Source organism: Burkholderia sp. FERM BP-3421 (assembly GCF_028657905.1).
Lineage (GTDB): Bacteria > Pseudomonadota > Gammaproteobacteria > Burkholderiales > Burkholderiaceae > Burkholderia.
In genome coordinates, this window is the sequence record NZ_CP117781.1 from 2,319,826 (window position 1) to 2,337,133 (window position 17,308).

The window sequence follows — 17,308 nt, forward strand, 5'->3', positions numbered from 1 at the left end:
AGCCCTGCATGCTCAGTCGATACATCGCCGACCAGATGCGGCACACCTACGACCGCTATTTCAGCGGCCAAGGCTATCGCCGCCGCTACCCGCGCCCCAACGAAGCGACGCTCGACTATCTGCTCGCGAACGGCGCGCGCGAGGCGGCGCGGATCCTCGACTTCGGCTGCGGCAACGGCCGCTATGCGCTCGCGCTGCTGGCGCTCACGCCTGCGCGCGTGACCGCCTACGACATCTCCGGTGCGTCGCTGCGCGAATTCGAGCACGCGCTCGCACGCACGCCCCACGCGGATCGCGTGTGTTTCGTGCACGACGATCTCGCCGCGCTCACGCGCACCGGCCCGCATGATCTCGCGCTGCTGCTGTTCGGCGTGCTGTCCCATCTCGGCGACCGCGCGGCGCGCATCGACGCGTTGCGCCGGCTGCGGATGCTGCTGCACGACGACGGACGGCTGATCCTGTCGGTGCCGTCGCGCCGCCGCCGCCGGCCGTTCGATCTCGCGCGCTGCGGGCTCATGCGCGCGCTCGCGCGGGCCCGGCCGCCGCTCGACGAACCCGGCAGCGTCGCGTTCACGCGCCGCGTGGCGGGCGAAGCGCTGACCTTCTTCTACCACCTGTACACGGTCCAGGAACTGCGCGGCGAACTGGAGATCGCCGGCTTCGCGCTCCGCCATTGCGAGGCCGAGAGCCTGCTGCCCGAGTGGTGCGTGACGCGTTCGCCCCGCCTCGCGCGCCTTGACCGCGCGCTCGCGCGCCGGCTGCCGCCCGCGCTCGGCTACGGCATCCGCGTGCTGGCCGTCGCCGTATGAAGCGCCCGCCGCCCGCCGGCTGCCTGTGGCTCGCGGTCTGCCTGCTGCTCGCGGCGGGCGACGCGCGGGCGGCCGACCGGCTCGCCGCGATCCGCGAACGCGGCGTGCTGGTGGTCGGCGTGAAGACCGACTATCCGCCCTTCGGCATGCTGGCGGCCGATGCGAGCCAGCAGGGCTTCGAGCACGATCTCGCGGCCGACCTCGCGCGCCGGCTCGGCGTGCGGCTGCGCACGCTCGGCGTGACCAGCGTGAATCGCCTGCAGGTGCTGAACGACGGCCGCGCCGACGTGACGATCGCCACGCTCGCGGACACCACCGCGCGCCGCCGGATCGCGACGCTGGTGGAGCCCGACTACTACGCGTCGGGCGTGACGCTGATGGTGCCGCCCGCGAGCGAGATACGGACCTGGGCCGACCTGCGCGGCGCGACGGTCTGCGCGACGCAGGGCAGCTACTTCAACCGGGCCGTGGCGCTGCGCTACCAGTTGAACCTGCAGGTCTACGGCAACGGGCGCGACGCGAAGCTCGCGGTGCGCGACGGCCGCTGCGCGGGCTGGCTGTTCGACGACGCCGCGATCGCGGGCGACCTGCGCGATCCCGCGTGGCGCGGCTACCGGATCGCCTTGCCGTCCGCGCTGACGACACCCTGGGCCCTCGCGATCGCGCGCGACGCGGCCGGCGATCCGCTCGCGCGCTTCCTCGGCGACGCGGTGGCCGACTGGCACCGGCAGGGCACGCTGCTCGCGCTCGAACGCAAGTGGCGCCTGCCGGCCTCGCCGTTTCTCGCGGCCATGCATGCACTGTGGACCCGCCGCACGCCGGACGGCGGCTATCTGTGCGCCCGCCTGCCCGACGGCGGCTGGCCGGTCGCATGCCGCAATCCGGCCTTCGTCACGGCCGAGAACGTGACGGGCCTGCGCCGCTGGGGCCTGAGTGTCTACGAGCGCACCGGCGTCAACCTGACCTACGTCTACGACGACTACGAGCGCGCGGCCTTCCTGCATGCGCTCGGCCTCACGCTCGCGCTCACGCTGTGCTGCATCGCGGGCAGCGTACTCGGCGGCGCGGGGCTCGCGCTCGCGGCCGCGTGCGAGCTGCCGCTGCTGCCCGCGATGCTGCGCGGGCTCGCGCTCGTGGCGCGGATGACGCCGCCACTGCTGCAAACCTATGTGCTGATGTTCGGCGTCGGCGGTCTCGCGGCCGCGCGCTGGCACTGGCGCTTCGATGCGTTCTGGGTGGTCGTGCTCGCGCTGAGCGCGTGCACCGGCGCGGGCGTGATGCGCGCGCTCGACGACGCGGCGGCGCGCGAGCGCGTGCGCACGCCCGGCTTCCGGCTGCGGCCGGCCACGCTCGGCATCGCGCTGCGGCGCGCCGCGGCGCCGCTCACGGCGCTGCTCGTCAACGTGACCAAGGCGACCATGATGGCGAGCGCGATCGCCGTCCCCGAGCTGCTGTCGGTGTCGACCTCGATCATCGTCGAGCACGACAACGCGGCGACCATGATGAACACCCTGACCGTGTGCTTCGTGCTGGTGGTCTGCGCGGTCGTCTGGGCGCTGAACCGGATCGAACGGCGGCTCGGCGATGAACGCGGCTGACCCCATCGCCGCGCGCCTGATCGCCTGGACACCGTTCCTCGCGGGCGGCTTCCTGTGGAACGTCGCGATCGCGCTGGCCGCGCTCGCGATCGGCACGTCGTGCGGCGCGCTGCTCGCGCGCCTGCGCGCCTCGCCGCGCCGCGCGCGGGCGCGCGCGGGTCGCGCCGCGACCGCGTTGCTGCGCGGCATCCCGACCTTCGTGTTCCAGTTCTATCTCGCGTTCGTGCTGCCCGACACGCTGACGCTCCCCGCGCTCGGCCTGCAGGTGCCGCTGCCCGCCTGGCTCAAGGCCGCGCTGGCGCTCTCGCTCGCGGTCGCGGCCTTCGTGTCGGACAGCCTCGCGCGCGCGCGGCGCGCAGCGCCGGCCGCGCGCCGTCAGGCGCTGCCCGCGCTGGTGTCGGACTGGGGCAGCTTCAGCGTGACGATCGTGATGGCGTCGTCGACGGCCTCGGTCATCGGCGTGCCGGAACTGGTGAGCCGCTGCAACACGCTCGTCGCGCTGCCCGGCGGAAACAGCGTGATGCTGTGGGTGTACCTGTATGCGATGGCGGGCTTCTTCCTGTTCTGCTGGTCGGCGACGGCGGCGATCGGCGCGCTCTCACGCGCGCTCGGCCGGCGCGTCCTCAGTTGATTCGGGATTCGCCTCGCCGGCCTGATTTCGATTAAACGATCGCCTTCGCGCAAATGCGACCATTCGGTCCGGCACGTCGTCGAAGCACCTATTTTCCCGCTGTAGACATCACCAACCAGGAGCGCACCATGAAAATGAAACGCATCATGTTGATCGGTATTCTGACGGCTTTCGGCGTGGTTCGATCGGTCGCGATGGCCCAGGTCACGACCGAGGTGCAGCAAGCGCCGCCGGCGCAGGGCAGCGATTATCCGGCCGGCCAGTACAAGATCGCCTTCAGCAACGACCGGCCTTCCCAGCCTTATGCGAACCTGGACAACTACAACACCGCGCTCACGAAATCGGGCAGCGGACTCGATTATCCGATCGGCGTATCGCGGCATCACATCATCCCGTACAACACGATCCGGGATTTCTTCAATCTCCTCTGGCAAAGCCAGTCGCGAACGGCGCTCGCCGGCAAATACTTCACCATGCTCGGCAACCACATTCCCGACTACGCGAAGATCGGCGGCGGCAACGCGGCGGCGGCGGAGCAGGCGTCGACCTTCGCGAAGCGGCTCGGCAGCGGCTACGTGAAACCCGGCGGCGCCACGACCGCGCCGGGCACCGACGATTTCCTCGAATACGTCGCCTGGATGCCCGGCAACCTGTTCATCGGGCCGTCGGGCCAGTTCCGCACCGATGATCCCGGCGAGAACTTCGAGACCAACGCGAAATACATCATCGGACAGAAGCGCTTCGATACGCTGGTCGCGATCCGGGATGCGATGGTGGCCTACCAGGCCAATCCGACCGACGCCCGCGTGACCGAGATCGCGAAGAACCTCGAAAGCGTCGCGCAGATCACCCGCGTGCAGCCGCTCGTGAGCACCGACTGGGTCAAGACCGGCACGAACAAGTACGCGATCGATACCAGGAAGACCATTCCGCCCCGCTGAGCGGGCCCGCCGCGCCGCGGGCCACGCCCGCGGCGCGCGGCGCTCACTGCCGCGCGACCTGATCCTTCCACCAGTCGGACTGCGCGCACTTGCGATAGTCGATGAACCACTTCATGTAGGTCTCGTAGTGGCGGTCCTGGTACGGATTCGTCACCACCCGCATGTGATAGTGGAAGCCCGTCAGCAGCGGCACGTAGTCGAGCCGGTCCTGCTGGTCGTGGCGCTTCGCGTACACCGCCTGCTCGAACGGGATCGGCGCGGCCGCGCCCTCCTTGTGCGCGATCGATGCATTGAGCGTGCCGTCGACGATCGAGCCGTCGAGCAGCGTGATCCAGCAATGCGCGTTCGCCGGCTCGTTCGCGATATAGCCGTCGTCGAGATCCGCATGCAGCGACGCGAGCGTCGTCGTGAAATAAGGCGCGCCGTCGAGCAGCACGTTGCCGATCGTGATCGCGTGCGGGATCTTCATGTTCATCAGGATGTAGGACAGATCGCGCGCGACCAGATAGCAGCGCCCGGGCAGCGCCGACGTGTCCTCGAGCCAGCCGTCCGAGAAATCCTCGACGACTTTCTCGCGCACCGCCGCGAGATCAACGGCCAGCGCGGGATCGAACGCCAGCCGGGTCTCGTATTCGGACAGGCCGATCGCGCGCGAGCGGGTCATCGCCGCGTCGAGCGAGGCAAGATAAGTGTTCTGGGTAGCGTGGGCAACCGCTGTCGTCATGCGCTCCTCCTTTCCGGATCAAGGTGCTGCTTCGTTCTCGCGGCCCGGGCCGCGCCGCAGCGCCGCCCGAGCCGCCTCGCATGCGCGCCGTCCGGCCTGCTCGGCCGGCCCGACGCGCGCTGTCACGTCCGCGCCGCGCGCCCGCTTGCGGGCCGCGCGATGCGGGTCATTGCGTTGCGCGCACAACCTGGCGCGCGATTCGGCATCCGACGCCGCCCCCGGTTCGCGCGTCTCATGCGAGCCAGTCGTGCAGGATCGCGGCGACCTCGGCCGCCTGCGGCTCCGCCAGCATCGTGATGTGGTCTCCCGGCGCGGTGGCCGCGATCACCGGGCCCGAGGTCAGCGCCGGCCAATCGAGCAACGGGTCCGCGAACGCGCGCGCCTCGTCCGCGTCGCGCGCCGCGCTCGCGTGGTCGGCCGCGCGGATCAGATGAATCGCGCCGTCGTAGCGTGCGGGCCGGTAGTCGCGGATCGCCTGCTGGCTCGCCCGCTGCACCGCGAGCACCCGGTCCACCAGCGCCGCCCCCGCATCGGCCGGCAGCAGACCCGCCTCGCGCATCAGCGCGAGAAAGCGGTCGCGCTGCGCCTCCGCCGACAGCGCCAGGAACGCGTCGGCCGACAGTTCCAGATCGATGTCGCCGAAGCGTTCGAGCACGCGCACCCGCCGCAACAGCCATTCGCCGTCGTCGACGACGGGCGCGGGGCGGTTCGCCTCGATCGGCGCGGGCGTGTCCATCACGATCAGGCGCGCCACCGGCAGGCCGCGCGCGCGCAGCTGCGACGCCATCTCGAACGCCACGAGGCCGCCGAACGAATGCCCGGCCAGCAGGAACGGCGGCGCCGGCTGGACCGCCAGCAAGGCGTCGAGATGGCGCGCGGCCAGTTCGGCCAGGCTCGCGCAGGGCTGCGTATCCGCGTCGATGCCGGGCGCCTGCAGGCCGTAGACCGCGAACCGGCCGGGCAGATGCCGCACGAGCGGCAGATAGCCGAGCAGGTTGCCGCCGAGCGGATGCACGCAGAACAACGGCGCGCCCGGCCCCGGCGCGCGCAGCGCGACGAGCGGCGACCAGCGCGCGGCGGCCGGCGCATCGCGCAGCAGCCGGGCCAGCGCCTCGATGGTCGGCGCGGTCACCAGCGCCGAGACCGGCAGACGCCGGCCGAACAGCGGTTCGAGCGCCGCCAGCAAGCGCACCGCGAGCAGCGAATGGCCGCCGAGCGCGAAGAAATCGTCGGTCACGCCGAACGCGCCCGCCGCCGGCAGCATGCCGCGCCATAGCGCGAACAGACGCGCCTCCGTATCGTCGCGCGGCGCGACCGCGGCGCGCGCGGCTGCCCGCGTGAGGTCCGGCGCGGGCAGCGCGCGATGCTCGACCTTGCCGTTCGGCCCGAGCGGCAGCGCGGCGAGCGCCACGATCGCGCCCGGCACCAGATGCGGCGGCAGGCGCTCGCGCAGCCAGCGCCTGAGCGCCGTCTCGTCGAGCGGCGCGCCCGCGTCGGCGCGCGGCGTGACGTAGGCGGCCAGATAGCGCTCGCCGCTCTCGTCCGCACGCGCGACCACCACCGCGGCCGCCACCGCCGGATGCGACACGAGCGCCGCCTCGATCTCGGCGGGCTCGACCCGCATCCCGCGCAGCTTGACCTGCCGATCGCGCCGGCCCAGGAAATCGAGCCGGCCGTCCTCGCGCCAGCGCGCGCGATCGCCGCTCGCGTAGCAGCGCGCCCCCGCCTCGTGCGCGTGCCGATCCGGCGCGAAGCGTTCGGCCGTCAGCGCCGGCGCGCCGCTGTAGCCGTGCGACACGCCGACGCCGCCGATATACAGATCGCCCGCGACGCCGATCGGCGCGCGCGCGCCCTGCGCGTCGAGGATGCGCACCGCCATCCCCGCCATCGGCCGCCCGATCGTCAGGCTGTCCTGCGCCGGCGTGAACGCGCCGATCGTCGCGCATACGCTCGCTTCGGTCGGCCCGTACGCGTTCAGGAAACGCCGCCCGCGCGCCCAGTGCCGCGCCAGATCGAGCGGGCACGCATCGCCCGCGACGACGAGCGTCGCCAGCGCCGGCAAGGGCTGGGGGTCGAGCAGGCGCAGCACGGCGGGCGGCAGCGTCGCGACGCTGATCCGCTCGTCGCGCAGCACGCCGCCGAGATCGTCGAGCAGCCGCCCCGCTTCGGCGAGGCACAGCGTCGCGCCGCTCAGCAGCGCGCTGAACAGCTCGCTCGTGGACGCATCGAAGTTCAGCGATGCGAACTGCAGCACGCGGCTGTCCGCATGGATGCCGAACGCGTCGATCTGCGCGAGCGCGAGATTGCACAGGCCCAGGTGGCCGATTCGCACCCCCTTCGGTTGCGCGGTCGAACCCGAGGTGTAGAGCACGCACGCGAGCGGGTCGGCGCCGCCGGAGGCGGCGGACACATTGGACGCATTGGACACATTCGGCGCCGCAGACGCGGCCACGGCCGCTGCCACGGCCGAGGATGCCGAAGACACGGATACCGCCGCCGTCGCCGCAAGCACCGCCTCGCGCGGCGGCACCGTGATGCACGGCGCGTCGCCGAGCGCGTCGCGCAGCCCGACCGGCAGCGCCGCATCCGCGCGCGTGAGCAGCGCGGCGAGCCGGGTCTGCGTCGTCATCGCGCGCAGGCGCTCCGGCGGATATGTGGGATCGAGCGGCAGATAGGCCGCGCCGGTGCGCAGCACCGCCAGCACCGCGACCACCATCTCGAACGAGCGCTCGACGCACAGCCCCACGATCGCGCCCGCGCCGATGCCGCGCGCCGTCCATTGCGCGGCCACCTGCTCGACCCAGCGTTCGAGCGCGCGATAGTCGAGCGCCGCGCCCGCCATCGACAACGCGATGCGGTCCGGCGTGCGGCGCGCCTGCGCGGCGAACAGCGCATCGAGCCGGCACGGCGCGCGCGCCGGCGCGGGCGGCCCCGCCTCGAACGCCGCGAGCCGCGCCGTCTCGTCGTCCGCGAGCAGCGGCAGCCGCGCGCAGCGCGTGTCGGGCGCGGCCAGCGCCGCATCGAGCAGCGTCGTCAGCTGGCCGAGCAGGCGCTGCATCGCGTCCTCGCTGAACAGCGCGACCGTGTAGTCGAGCATCGCATACAGCCCGTCGGGCCGCGCGGCGATCACCAAGGTCAGGTCGAATTTCGCGGCGACCGGATCGGTGTCGATCGATTCGAGATCGACGCCCGGCAGCGCGAGCGCGCCGGCCGGCGCGTTCTCGAGCACGATCGCCGCCTGGCACAGCGGCGGCCGCGCCGGATCGCGCTCGGGCGCGAGCGCCTCGACCACCCGCTCGAACGGCGTGGCGCCATGCGCGTACGCGGCCTGCGCGACGCCGCGCACCCGCTCCAGCAATGCACCGAACGTCGGATCGCCGGACAGGTCGCAGCGCAGCGCGAGCGTGTTCACGAAACAGCCGACCAGCGTGTCGAGGCCGGGTTGGTCCCGTCCCGCGACCACCGTGCCGAGCACGATCTCGTCCTGTTCCGCCTGCCGCGCGAGCACCACCAGGAACGCGCTCGCATACACCATGAACGGCGTCGCCCCGTGCCGGCGCGCGAGCGCGTCGATCGCGCCCGCGAGCCGCGCCGGCAGCTTGCGCCGCACCCGCGCGCCCGCGATCTGCTGGCGCGCGGGACGCGGCCCCCGGGTCGGCAGGTCGAGCACCGGCAGCGGCGCCGCGAGCGTGCGACGCCAGTGGTCGAGGTCGGCTTCGCGCTGCGCGTCGCCGGCCGCGCGCGCGACCTGCAGCAACGCCTCGGCCGAGGTCGGCGGCGGCAGCGCGCGCGCATCGCCGTCCGCATAGAGCGCGGACAGCTCGCGCATCAGGATGCCGATCGACCATTCGTCGGCGATCAGGTGGTGGATCGCGAACGCGAGCCACCAGTCGTCCGGTGCGCGGTGCACGGCGACCGCGCGCAGCAGCGGCGCGCGCGCGAGATCGAAAGGCTGCGTGACGGCGTGTTCCAGCGCCTGCCGCGCGCGCGCGCCGGCCTCGTCGGGCGCGAGGCCCGCGACGTCGACCCGGTCGAACGGCACGTCAACGGCCGCCGCGATCGTGAGCACCGGCTGGCCGGCCTGTTCGAGCACCGCCGCGCGGCAGAACGGATGGCGGGCCGCCAACCCGCGCAGCGCCCGTGCGAAGCGCGCGGCGTCGAACGCCCCGCGCAGCCGGAAGCGGCCCGTCATCAGATAGGCCGGATGGCCCGGCGTGAGCCGGTCGAGATACCACAGGCTGCGGCTGCGCTGCGCGAACGACAGGGGCAGCCGGCCCGCGAGCGCGCGGCCCGCGCCGCCGCCGAGCGCGGCCAGCACCGCGTCGCGCCGCGCGCGCACCGCATCGCGCAACGCGGGCGTGAACTCGCCGGACGCCGCCGCGAAATGCAGCCGCTCGCCATCGGCGACGAGCGCGATGCCCGCCTCGCCGAGCTGCGCCAACAGCTGCGCGACGCTCACAGCTCGCCGATCTCGAGCGCGTCCGCGCCGGGCGTCGCGCCCAGCGTGTCGATCTGGCGCGCGAACGCAGCCAGCGTCGGGCCCGCGAAGAAATGCCGCAACACCAGCGCATCGCCGAACTCGCGCCGCACGCGCGACATCATCGACATCACGAGCAGCGAATGGCCGCCGATGCGGAAGAAGTTGTCGTCCACGCCGATCCGGTCGCGGCCGAGCACCGCGGACCAGATCGCGGCCAGGCGGCGCTCTGTGTCGGTGCGCGGCGGCGCGGCCGTGTCGGCCTGCGCGGCCGCCGCGACCGGTTCGAGCGCCGGCAGCGCGGCCCGGTCGAGCTTGCCGCTCGCCGTGCGCGGCAGCGCCGCGACCACGACGAACGCGCCCGGCACCAGCGCATCCGGCAGGCGCGCCGCGAGCCACGCGCGCAGCGCGGTTTCGTCCACGCCGTCGGGCGCGGTCACCCAGGCCCGCAGCGTCAATGACCCGTCGCCGTCGGGCAGCGCCGCGACGCCGGCATCGCGGATCGCCGGATGCGCGCGCAGCGCCTCCTCGATCTCGGCCGGCTCGACCCGCACGCCGCGGATCTTCAGCTGCGCATCCTTGCGGCCGAGGAACTCGTACACGCCGTCCGGCCCCAGCCGCCCGAAATCGCCGGTGCGGTACAGCAGGTCGTCCGGATCGCCGTCGCCGTGCGGGTTCGGAATGAAGGCGGCCTCCGTCAGATCGGGACGGTTCAGATAGCCGAGGCTGCGATACGCGGTGCGGATATGGATCTCGCCCACCGCGCCCGGCGCGCACAGCGCGAGCGCCTCGTCGAGCAGCAGCGCCTCGGTGCCGTCGATCGGCCGGCCGATCGGAATCGACGCGCGCCGCCGGTCCTCGTCGCGGATCCGGTGCGCGAACTTCACCATCGTCGTCTCGCTCGGGCCGTACAGATTGACGAGCGCGATCCGCTCGCCGAACACCGACAGCCAGCGGTCGGCCGCGCCCGGCGGCACCACCTCGCCCGCGAGCAGGACGTGGCGCAGCGCCGGCAGGTTGGCCGCGCGCAAGGGTTCGCCGAGCAGGCCGAAGAACAGCGACGGCACGCCGTGCAGCAGCGTGATCCGCTCGTCCTCGAGCCAGCGCAGCAGCGCGGCCGCGTCGAACAGCGCATCGCGGCGCGGCGGCGCGACCAGCGTGCCGCCCGCGCACAGCGGCACGAACAGCTCGCGCAGCACCGCGTCGAAGCCGGTGGCCGTCAGCTGCGACACGCGCGCGTCCGGGCCGATTCCGAGCGCGCCGATCTCCCAGCGGATGAAATGATCGATCGCCTTCAGACGGCCGACGATGCCCTTGGGCCGCCCGGTGCTGCCCGAGCTGAAGAACACGTAGCACGGCGCGTCCGGGTCGAGCGCGAGGCCCGGCCGGCCCGCCGGCCCCGTGACCGCCTCGTCGATCGTCAGCAGCGGCGCGCCGCGCGCCAGCTCGCGCGCGGCCACGGCCAGCTCGGCGTCCGCGAGCAGCAGGCGCGGCGCGACCTCGTCGACGATCGCCTGGCGCCGGGCGGCGGGCAGGCGCGGATCGAGCGGCACGAACACCCCGCCCGCCTTCAGCACGCCGAGCACGGCGCTCACGAAGCGCACCGGATCGGCGGCCAGGATCGCGATCGTCTGCCCGACGGCCACGCCGTCCGCGCGCAGGCGGTTGGCGAGCCGGTCCGATTCGTCGTCGAGCGTCGCGTAGGCGACCTGTCGCGCGCCGTGCGCGATCGCGATCGCGTCGGGCGTGCGCGCGGCGACGTCGCTGAACCAGTCGTGGATGAACGGCTGCGGTGTGCGCATGATGGCTAGACCTCGGAATCGGTGACGGCGGCGGCCAGCGGCCGCGCACCGGGGATGTCGAACGGGCAGGCGGAAACCGGCTGGTCGAACGCGGCCGGCAGCGCGTGCAGCAGGTCGCGCCAGCGCGCGAACACCGCCAGCAGGTCGGCGCGCGCGAAGCGCGCCGGGTCGTAGTTCACGTCGACGCTGAACGCCTCGCCCGGCTCGATGGTGATGCTGAGCGGGAACGCGCTGTGATACGACGAATGCACCTCGGCGATGCGCAGCGGCCGCGCCGCCGCGCGCAGGTCGTCGTCGACCGGGTAGTTCTCGAAGCTCAGGTGGCTGTCGAACAGCGGCTGGCCCGGCTCCACGCCGGCCCATTGGCGGATCTCGGCGAGCGACGCGTACTGGTGGTCGAGCAGCGCGGTCTGGCGGTCGTGCACGTCGCGCACCCAGTCGGCCAGGATGCGCTCCGGCTCGACCCTCACGCGCAGCGGCAGCACGTTGATCATCAGGCCGACGATCGATTCGATCGCGGGCAGCTCGGCGGGCCGCGCCGCCACGGTCACGCCGAACACCACGTCGCGCGAGCCGCCGATCCGCCACAGCACCAGCGCCCAGGCCGCGTGCAGCAGCGCGCCGACGGTCAGCCCCGCGCGCCGCGCGAGCGCCTGCAGCGCGCGGGTCGCCTCGGCGTCGATCCGGAATCCGAAGTTGTCGGGCGCGCCCCCGGGCGCGGGGTCGCGCGCCGCCTCGCCGGCCGCGCGCGCGAACGCGAGCGGCGCATGCGCGAGCGCGGGCAGGCCGTCGAGCGCCGCGCGCCAGTACGCGGCGTCGATGCCGGCGGGCCGGCGCGCGAGCCACGCGACATAGTCGCGATAGCGGCCCGGCAAGGGCGGATAGTGCGCACGCCCGGTCTGCAACGCGAGCACGTGTTCGAACAGCTCGCGGAACAGCACCGAATTGCACCAGCCGTCGAGGATCAGGTGATGGTGGGTCCACACCAGCAGGTGCCGGTCGGGCGCGATGCGCGCGAGCGCGAGCCGCATCAGCGGCGGCGTGTCGAACGCGAGCGGCTGCGCCCATTCGTGCGCGCAGCACGCCGCGAGCGCCGCGTCGCGCTCGGCCGCGGGCAGCGCCGACCAGTCGAGCGCGCGCCACGGCACGTCGACATGGCTCAGCACCATCTGCACCGGCGCGTCGAGCCCATCCCACACGAACACCGTGCGCAGGCTCGGATGGCGCGCCACGACCTTGGCCCAGGCGGCCTGCAGGGTGGCGGGATCGAGCGGGCCGTCGAGCGCGAACACTTTCTGCACCTTGTACAGCGACGGATCGTCGGCGTACAGGATGTCGAACATCAGCCCCTGCTGCAGCGGCGACAGCCGGAAGATGTCCTCGATCGCGAGCCGCCGCAGCATCTGCTGGTATTGCTCCTCGCGGTAGTCCTCCAGCAGGTAGTGCAGCTTCACGAGCTGCTGCAGATTCGACAGCCGGCCCGGCTCGACGCGCGCATAGCGCGCGGCCAGCGCGTCGAGCTGCGCCTGCGTCAGCGTGGCGAGCGGGAAATCGGACGGCGTGTACGCGCCGTGCAGCTCCGCCGCGCAATGCGCGACGATCTCGCGCAGCGCCTCCAGGCAGCGCGCCGCGAGCCGCTCGATCGTGGCGCGCCGGAACAGCGCGCCCGCATAGGTCCAGCGCATCCGCAACACGCCGCGCGTCACCATCGCGTCGATCGAGATCAGCTGCCGCCGCACGCCTTCGGGCGCGCGCTCCGCCCCGGTCGCGCCGGTCGCGAGACGCCAGCCGCCCGCCGCGAACATCTGGTCGACCTGCCCGAGATAATTGAAGCCGACCTCGGGCTCGGGCCACGCGGCGAATTCGGCCGCGAGCGCCGGCGGCGCGAGGTAGCGCAGCACGCCGTAGCCGATGCCGCCGTCCGGCACGCGCCGCAGCTGATCCTTCACCACGCGCAGCGCCGCGCCGATGTCGTCGCCGCGCGCGACGCGCAGCCATTGCGGCCAGCGCGCGGTGAACCAGCCGAGCGTGCGCGAGCAGTCGACATCCGGCAACCACGGTTCGCGCCCGTGCCCCTCCAGCTCGACGCACACCGTCTCGCCGCCCGTGAAGCCGCACAGCGCGCGCGCCAACGCGGTCAGCAGCGCATCGTTGATGCGGGTCTGGTAGGCGATCGGCACGTCGCGCAGCAGCGCGCGGGTCGTGTCGGCGTCGAGCGCAACCTCGACCGTCGCGGCCGCGCCGACCGTGTTCGCGCCGCCCGGCAGGTCGACGGGCAGCGGCGCGGGCGCATCGCCCGCGAGCGCGCGCCACTGCGCCGCGCCATGCCGCGCGTCGTCCGAGGCCGCGTAGGCGGCCAGCGCATGCGCCCAGTGCCGGTACGACGAAGTCTTGGCCGGCAGCGCGACCGGCGCGCCGGCCGCGAGCGCCGCGTAGGCCTCGCGCAGCGTCTCCGTCAGCAGCCGCCATGACACCGCGTCCATCACCAGGTGATGCGCGACGAACAGGATCCGCACGCCCTGCGCCGCGCCGAGCCGGTAAACCGCGATCTTCAGCAGCGGCGCGCGCGCGAGGTCGAGGCTCGTCTGCACGCGGCTCGCGTGCGCGTCGAGCGCGGCGGCGCGTGCGCCTTCGGGCAATGCCGTCAGGTCGACGACGTCGATCGCGCCGGGCGCGACCTCGGCCTCGTTGACCTGGCGCCAGCGGCCGTCCGCTTCGGCAAACGCGATGCGCAGCGCGTCGTGATGGCGGATCGTGTGCGCGAGCGCCTGTTCGAGCCGCGCGACGTCGAGATCGGCTTCCGCCTCGACCAGCAGCGACATGGTCCAGTGCGACGGCGTCGGCGGCAGGCGCTCGAAGAACCAGTGCTGGACCGGCGTGAGCGGCAGCGGGCCGGCCACCGCGCCCTGCTCCGCGACGATCGGCTGGGCCGGCAGCGCGACGGCGGCCAGCGCCGCGATGGTGCGCTGCTCGAACAGGTGCTGCACGCTGACGCGCAAGCCGGCGTCGTTCGCGCGCGCGACGATCTGGATGCCCAGGATCGAATCGCCGCCGAGATGGAAGAAGTCGTCGTGCACGCCGACCTGCGCGACGCCGATCACCTCCGCCCAGATCGCCGCGAGCCGCGCTTCGGTCGCATCGCGCGGCGCGACGTGGCCGGCCGCGTCCGCCGCCGGGAGCGGCGCTTCGGCGAGCGCGCGCGCGTCGATCTTGCCGCTGCGCGCGAGCGGCAGCGCGTCCAGCCGCACGAGCCGCGACGGCTGCATGTGCGCGGGCAGCCGTTCGCGCAGATGACGGCGCACGTCGTCGGCGTCGCAGCGGCCGCGCGCGCTGAAGAACAGCACGAGGCCCGCGTGGCCCGACGTCACGTCGCGCACGAGCGCCGCGGCCTCCGCGACGCGCGGATGCGTGCGCGCCGCCGCCTCGATCTCGCCCAGCTCGATCCGGAAGCCGTGCAGCTTGACCTGTCGATCGGCGCGGCCGACGAACTCGATGCTGCCGTCGGGCAGCCGGCGCACGCGGTCGCCCGTCCGGTAGAAGCGCGCCGCGGGGCTGTCGGGCCCGAGCGGCGCGAGCGTCGCGAAGCGCGCCGCGGTCTGCTCCGGCGCGTGCTGGTAGCCGCGCGCGACGCCGCCGCCGCCGATGCACAGCTCGCCGACGCAACCGTCCGCGACCGGGCGCAGCGCCGCGTCGGCCACATAGGCGATCACGCCGGGCAGCGGCGCGCCGAGCGGCACGGTCGCCGACGCGCATGCCGCGAGATCCGCCGGCAGCTCGCCCGCGAGCGCGCCGACCGTGGTTTCGGTCGGGCCGTAGTGATTGAACAGCCGGCAGTCGGGCGCGAGCGCGCGCAGCCGCGCGGCCAGCGCGAATTCGAAGGCCTCGCCGCCGAGGATCAGCCGCGCGCGCGGCAGCAGCGCGGCCGGCGCGGGGCTCGCGTCGAGCAGCGCAACCAGGTGGCTCGGCGCGATCTTCAGGCAGTCGATGCCGCCCGCCTCCTCGAAACGGCGCGCGAGCGCGCCCGCGTCGAGCCGGTCGCGGCGGCCCGCGATCACGAGCCGGCCGCCGAGCAGCAGCGCCGGATACAGCATCGTGTAGCCGAGATCGGCCGCCACGCTCGACACGAGCGCGAAGCTCGCGCAGCCCGCGAGCGCGAGGCGGGCGATCGCGCCGTCCGCGTAGTGCGCGAGCTGCCGATGCTCGATCGCGACGCCCTTCGGCTGCCCGGTCGACCCCGAGGTCATCACGACGTAGGCGAGCGCGCCCGCCGTCGCGCGGCTCAGCGGCGCCGCATCGAACGCGGCGACCGCCGCGCGCGCGTCGCCCGCCGCGATGCGGCGCAGCGTGTCCGGCGCGGTGGCGACGTCGGTCAGCAGCCAGACCGCCGCCGTCGCGGCCGCGACCTGCTCGACGCGGCCGGCCGGCGTGTCGGCGTCGAGCGGCAGATACGCCGCGCCCGCCTTGAGGATCGCGAGCAGGTAGACCGGCAGCCACACCGAGCGCTCGACCATCAGGAGCACGATCTGTCCCGGCTCGACGCCCTGCGCGATCAGGCGGCGCGCCCACTGGTTCGCCAGCGCGTCGAGCTCGCGATAGGTCAGCGCCTCGCCGTCGCACATCACCGCGGTCCGCTCGGGCGCGTCGTGCGCGGCGGCCGCGATCCGCACGTCGACGCCCGGCCCGTCCGCCGGCGGCGCGCGATACGCGCGCAGCGCATCGCGCAGCGGCGCGAGCGCGTCGTCGGGCGGACCCGCGAGCGTGTCCAGCGCGGCGTCGGGCTGCTGCAGGGCCGCGCCGAGCAGGCGCGTGAACACGTCGCCGTACACCGCGACGTCGTCCTCGCCGAAACAGCCGGCGTCGTATTGCAACACGGCCTCGCATACGCCGCCGGCCGCCTCCATCACGCACGACAGCTGTATCTGGAAACGCTCGATCGCGCCGCGCACGCGCGTCACGCGCACGCTCACGTCGCCGTGCGCCGCCGGCTCGGGCGCGAGGAAATCGAAGCCCGCCGGCATGCAGGACGGCGCGTCGTCCGCCGGGTCCCAGGCGAAGCAGTCGCCCTGCCCGGCCGCGTCCCGCAGCGCCGTCTCGACGCGCTCGGCCAACGCCCTGAAGCCCGCGCCCGCGTCGACCTCCAGCACGACCGGCAGCACCTTCGACAACGGCCCGATCGCTTCCGCCAATTCATCGAAGCGCCGCAGGTTGGTCAGCACGCCCATCGCCACGGCGTCGGCGCCGCCGAGCCGGGCGAGCGTCGCGAGCCACGCGGCCAGCACGCAGGCGCGCGCGGACACGCCCCACGCCGCCGCAGCAGCGCGCAGCGCGTCGACCGTCCCGGCCGGCACGCTCAGCGCCCGTTCGGCGGGCGCGAAGCCGGCCTCCGCCGCCGCGCGATGCGCGAGCGGCAGCGCGCGCGGCGCGGCGGCCGCGCGACGCAGCGTGTCGCGCCAGAACGCGCGCCCCGCCGCCCAATCGTCGGAAGCGAGCAACTCGCTCTGCCACTGCGCGTAATCCGCCTGCTGGACCACCTCGGGCCCGGCCTCACCGCTCAGCGCGCGGCCGAGCGCGCGGGCCAGCGCCGCGATGCTGTCGGGATCGGCGCACAGCGCCGAGGCCGCGAGCATCAGCCGATGTTCGCCGGGCGATACGGTCACGATCCGCGCCTGGACCGGCGCGCTCGCGCCCACCTCGAAGCGCGCATCGCGCAAGGCCTGCCACGCGCGCGCGGGCGCCGTGTCGTCAGGGCCGCACGACGCGGCCGGGCCGGTTTCGCCGATGACCTGCAAGGGCACGGTCAGGCCCGGTGGGCAGTGAAAGACGGTGCGCAGGATTTCCTGATGCGCGACGATCGCGCGCCACGCGGACTGCAGCGCGTCGGCATCGAGCGGGCCGCGCACCGCGAGCGTCGCGCACACCCGATACGGCGACGCCGGCGCGCCCGCGCCCAGTTGCCATGCCCGGCGCTGCTGGGGGGATAGGCCGAATCCGTCGGCCATCACGAACCGGCCCCGGCTCGCCTGCGATCGCCGCGCTGGAATAATTGAATGGGTTTATTCGAAATAAAGCAATTACGCATTACGCCGGTCAAAATCATTACCAGGCTCCGGTCAAGGAAAATAGACGGAAAATCCATTACCCGCACCACCCCGCCCTCTGCTTTTTTTTGCGCGCTCCCCGCGCGCAGCCAGCGTATCAGCATAAATCCCGTCCGACAACCGGCGCGCGCCACCCAAGGCGCGCCTATAATCCCAGTTCATTAAAACCAGGGCAACCGGTTATTACCCCATTTAAAAATCAATCAAATAAATGATCGCCTCGATTGT

Annotated in this window: 9 protein-coding genes; 4 read left to right on the forward strand and 5 right to left on the reverse strand. The window is 73.4% G+C overall.

The annotated features are described in order from the left end of the window. Window positions 1-8 precede the first annotated feature (8 nt). The 4 genes from Bsp3421_RS13145 to Bsp3421_RS13160 all read left to right on the forward strand — a co-directional run bounded on the left by Bsp3421_RS13145 (window position 9) and on the right by Bsp3421_RS13160 (window position 3,979). A complete protein-coding gene (locus Bsp3421_RS13145) occupies window positions 9-809 on the forward strand; it encodes a class I SAM-dependent methyltransferase (protein ID WP_273996382.1) in 801 nt (266 codons plus the stop codon). Continuing rightward, window positions 806-2,407 carry a transporter substrate-binding domain-containing protein gene (locus Bsp3421_RS13150; protein ID WP_273996383.1) on the forward strand — a complete coding sequence of 534 codons (1,602 nt, stop codon included), beginning with the start codon at window positions 806-808 and terminating at the stop codon, window positions 2,405-2,407. The genes Bsp3421_RS13145 and Bsp3421_RS13150 overlap by 4 nt, the downstream gene beginning before the upstream one ends. Further along, window positions 2,394-3,038: an ABC transporter permease subunit gene (locus Bsp3421_RS13155; RefSeq protein WP_273996384.1), complete on the forward strand. Its 645-nt coding sequence runs from the start codon at window positions 2,394-2,396 to the stop codon at window positions 3,036-3,038. Before Bsp3421_RS13150 ends, Bsp3421_RS13155 begins: the two co-directional genes overlap by 14 nt. Window positions 3,039-3,166: 128 nt before the next feature. Beyond that, window positions 3,167-3,979 carry a hypothetical protein gene (locus tag Bsp3421_RS13160; protein ID WP_273996385.1) on the forward strand — a complete coding sequence of 271 codons (813 nt, stop codon included), beginning with the start codon at window positions 3,167-3,169 and terminating at the stop codon, window positions 3,977-3,979. A gap of 43 nt (window positions 3,980-4,022) precedes the next feature. Here the strand turns inward: Bsp3421_RS13160 and Bsp3421_RS13165 are convergent, their stop codons facing one another. From Bsp3421_RS13165 to Bsp3421_RS13185, 5 genes are all read right to left on the reverse strand, one after another. Next, window positions 4,023-4,703 (reverse strand): hypothetical protein, encoded by a 681-nt coding sequence (locus tag Bsp3421_RS13165; protein ID WP_273996386.1) that lies wholly within the window; start codon window positions 4,701-4,703, stop codon window positions 4,023-4,025. A gap of 232 nt (window positions 4,704-4,935) precedes the next feature. Beyond that, window positions 4,936-9,162 carry a non-ribosomal peptide synthetase gene (locus Bsp3421_RS13170; RefSeq protein ID WP_273996387.1) on the reverse strand — a complete coding sequence of 1,409 codons (4,227 nt, stop codon included), beginning with the start codon at window positions 9,160-9,162 and terminating at the stop codon, window positions 4,936-4,938. Continuing rightward, window positions 9,159-10,982, reverse strand: a complete 1,824-nt coding sequence (locus Bsp3421_RS13175) for a non-ribosomal peptide synthetase (protein ID WP_273996388.1) — start codon at window positions 10,980-10,982, stop codon at window positions 9,159-9,161. The genes Bsp3421_RS13170 and Bsp3421_RS13175 overlap by 4 nt, the downstream gene beginning before the upstream one ends. A gap of 5 nt (window positions 10,983-10,987) precedes the next feature. Continuing rightward, entirely contained in the window at window positions 10,988-16,981 is a 5,994-nt protein-coding gene (locus Bsp3421_RS13180) for a non-ribosomal peptide synthetase (protein WP_273996389.1), read from the reverse strand. Then, the gene (locus Bsp3421_RS13185; RefSeq protein WP_273996390.1) at window positions 16,981-17,184 is read right to left on the reverse strand and encodes a hypothetical protein; all 204 of its coding nucleotides are present in this window, start codon (window positions 17,182-17,184) and stop codon (window positions 16,981-16,983) included. Before Bsp3421_RS13185 ends, Bsp3421_RS13180 begins: the two co-directional genes overlap by 1 nt. Window positions 17,185-17,308 lie beyond the last annotated feature (124 nt).

Excerpts from the sequence above, each read along its gene's own strand:
- Bsp3421_RS13145 (WP_273996382.1), top strand. The coding sequence starts at position 9 with ATGCTCAGTCGATACATCGCCGACCAGATGCGGCACACCTACGACCGC.
- Bsp3421_RS13150 (WP_273996383.1), top strand. The coding sequence starts at position 806 with ATGAAGCGCCCGCCGCCCGCCGGCTGCCTGTGGCTCGCGGTCTGCCTG.
- Bsp3421_RS13155 (WP_273996384.1), top strand. The coding sequence starts at position 2,394 with ATGAACGCGGCTGACCCCATCGCCGCGCGCCTGATCGCCTGGACACCG.
- Bsp3421_RS13160 (WP_273996385.1), top strand. The coding sequence starts at position 3,167 with ATGAAAATGAAACGCATCATGTTGATCGGTATTCTGACGGCTTTCGGC.
- Bsp3421_RS13165 (WP_273996386.1), bottom strand. The coding sequence starts at position 4,703 with ATGACGACAGCGGTTGCCCACGCTACCCAGAACACTTATCTTGCCTCG.
- Bsp3421_RS13175 (WP_273996388.1), bottom strand. The coding sequence starts at position 10,982 with ATGCGCACACCGCAGCCGTTCATCCACGACTGGTTCAGCGACGTCGCC.
- Bsp3421_RS13180 (WP_273996389.1), bottom strand. The coding sequence starts at position 16,981 with ATGGCCGACGGATTCGGCCTATCCCCCCAGCAGCGCCGGGCATGGCAA.
- Bsp3421_RS13185 (WP_273996390.1), bottom strand. The coding sequence starts at position 17,184 with ATGCTGATACGCTGGCTGCGCGCGGGGAGCGCGCAAAAAAAAGCAGAG.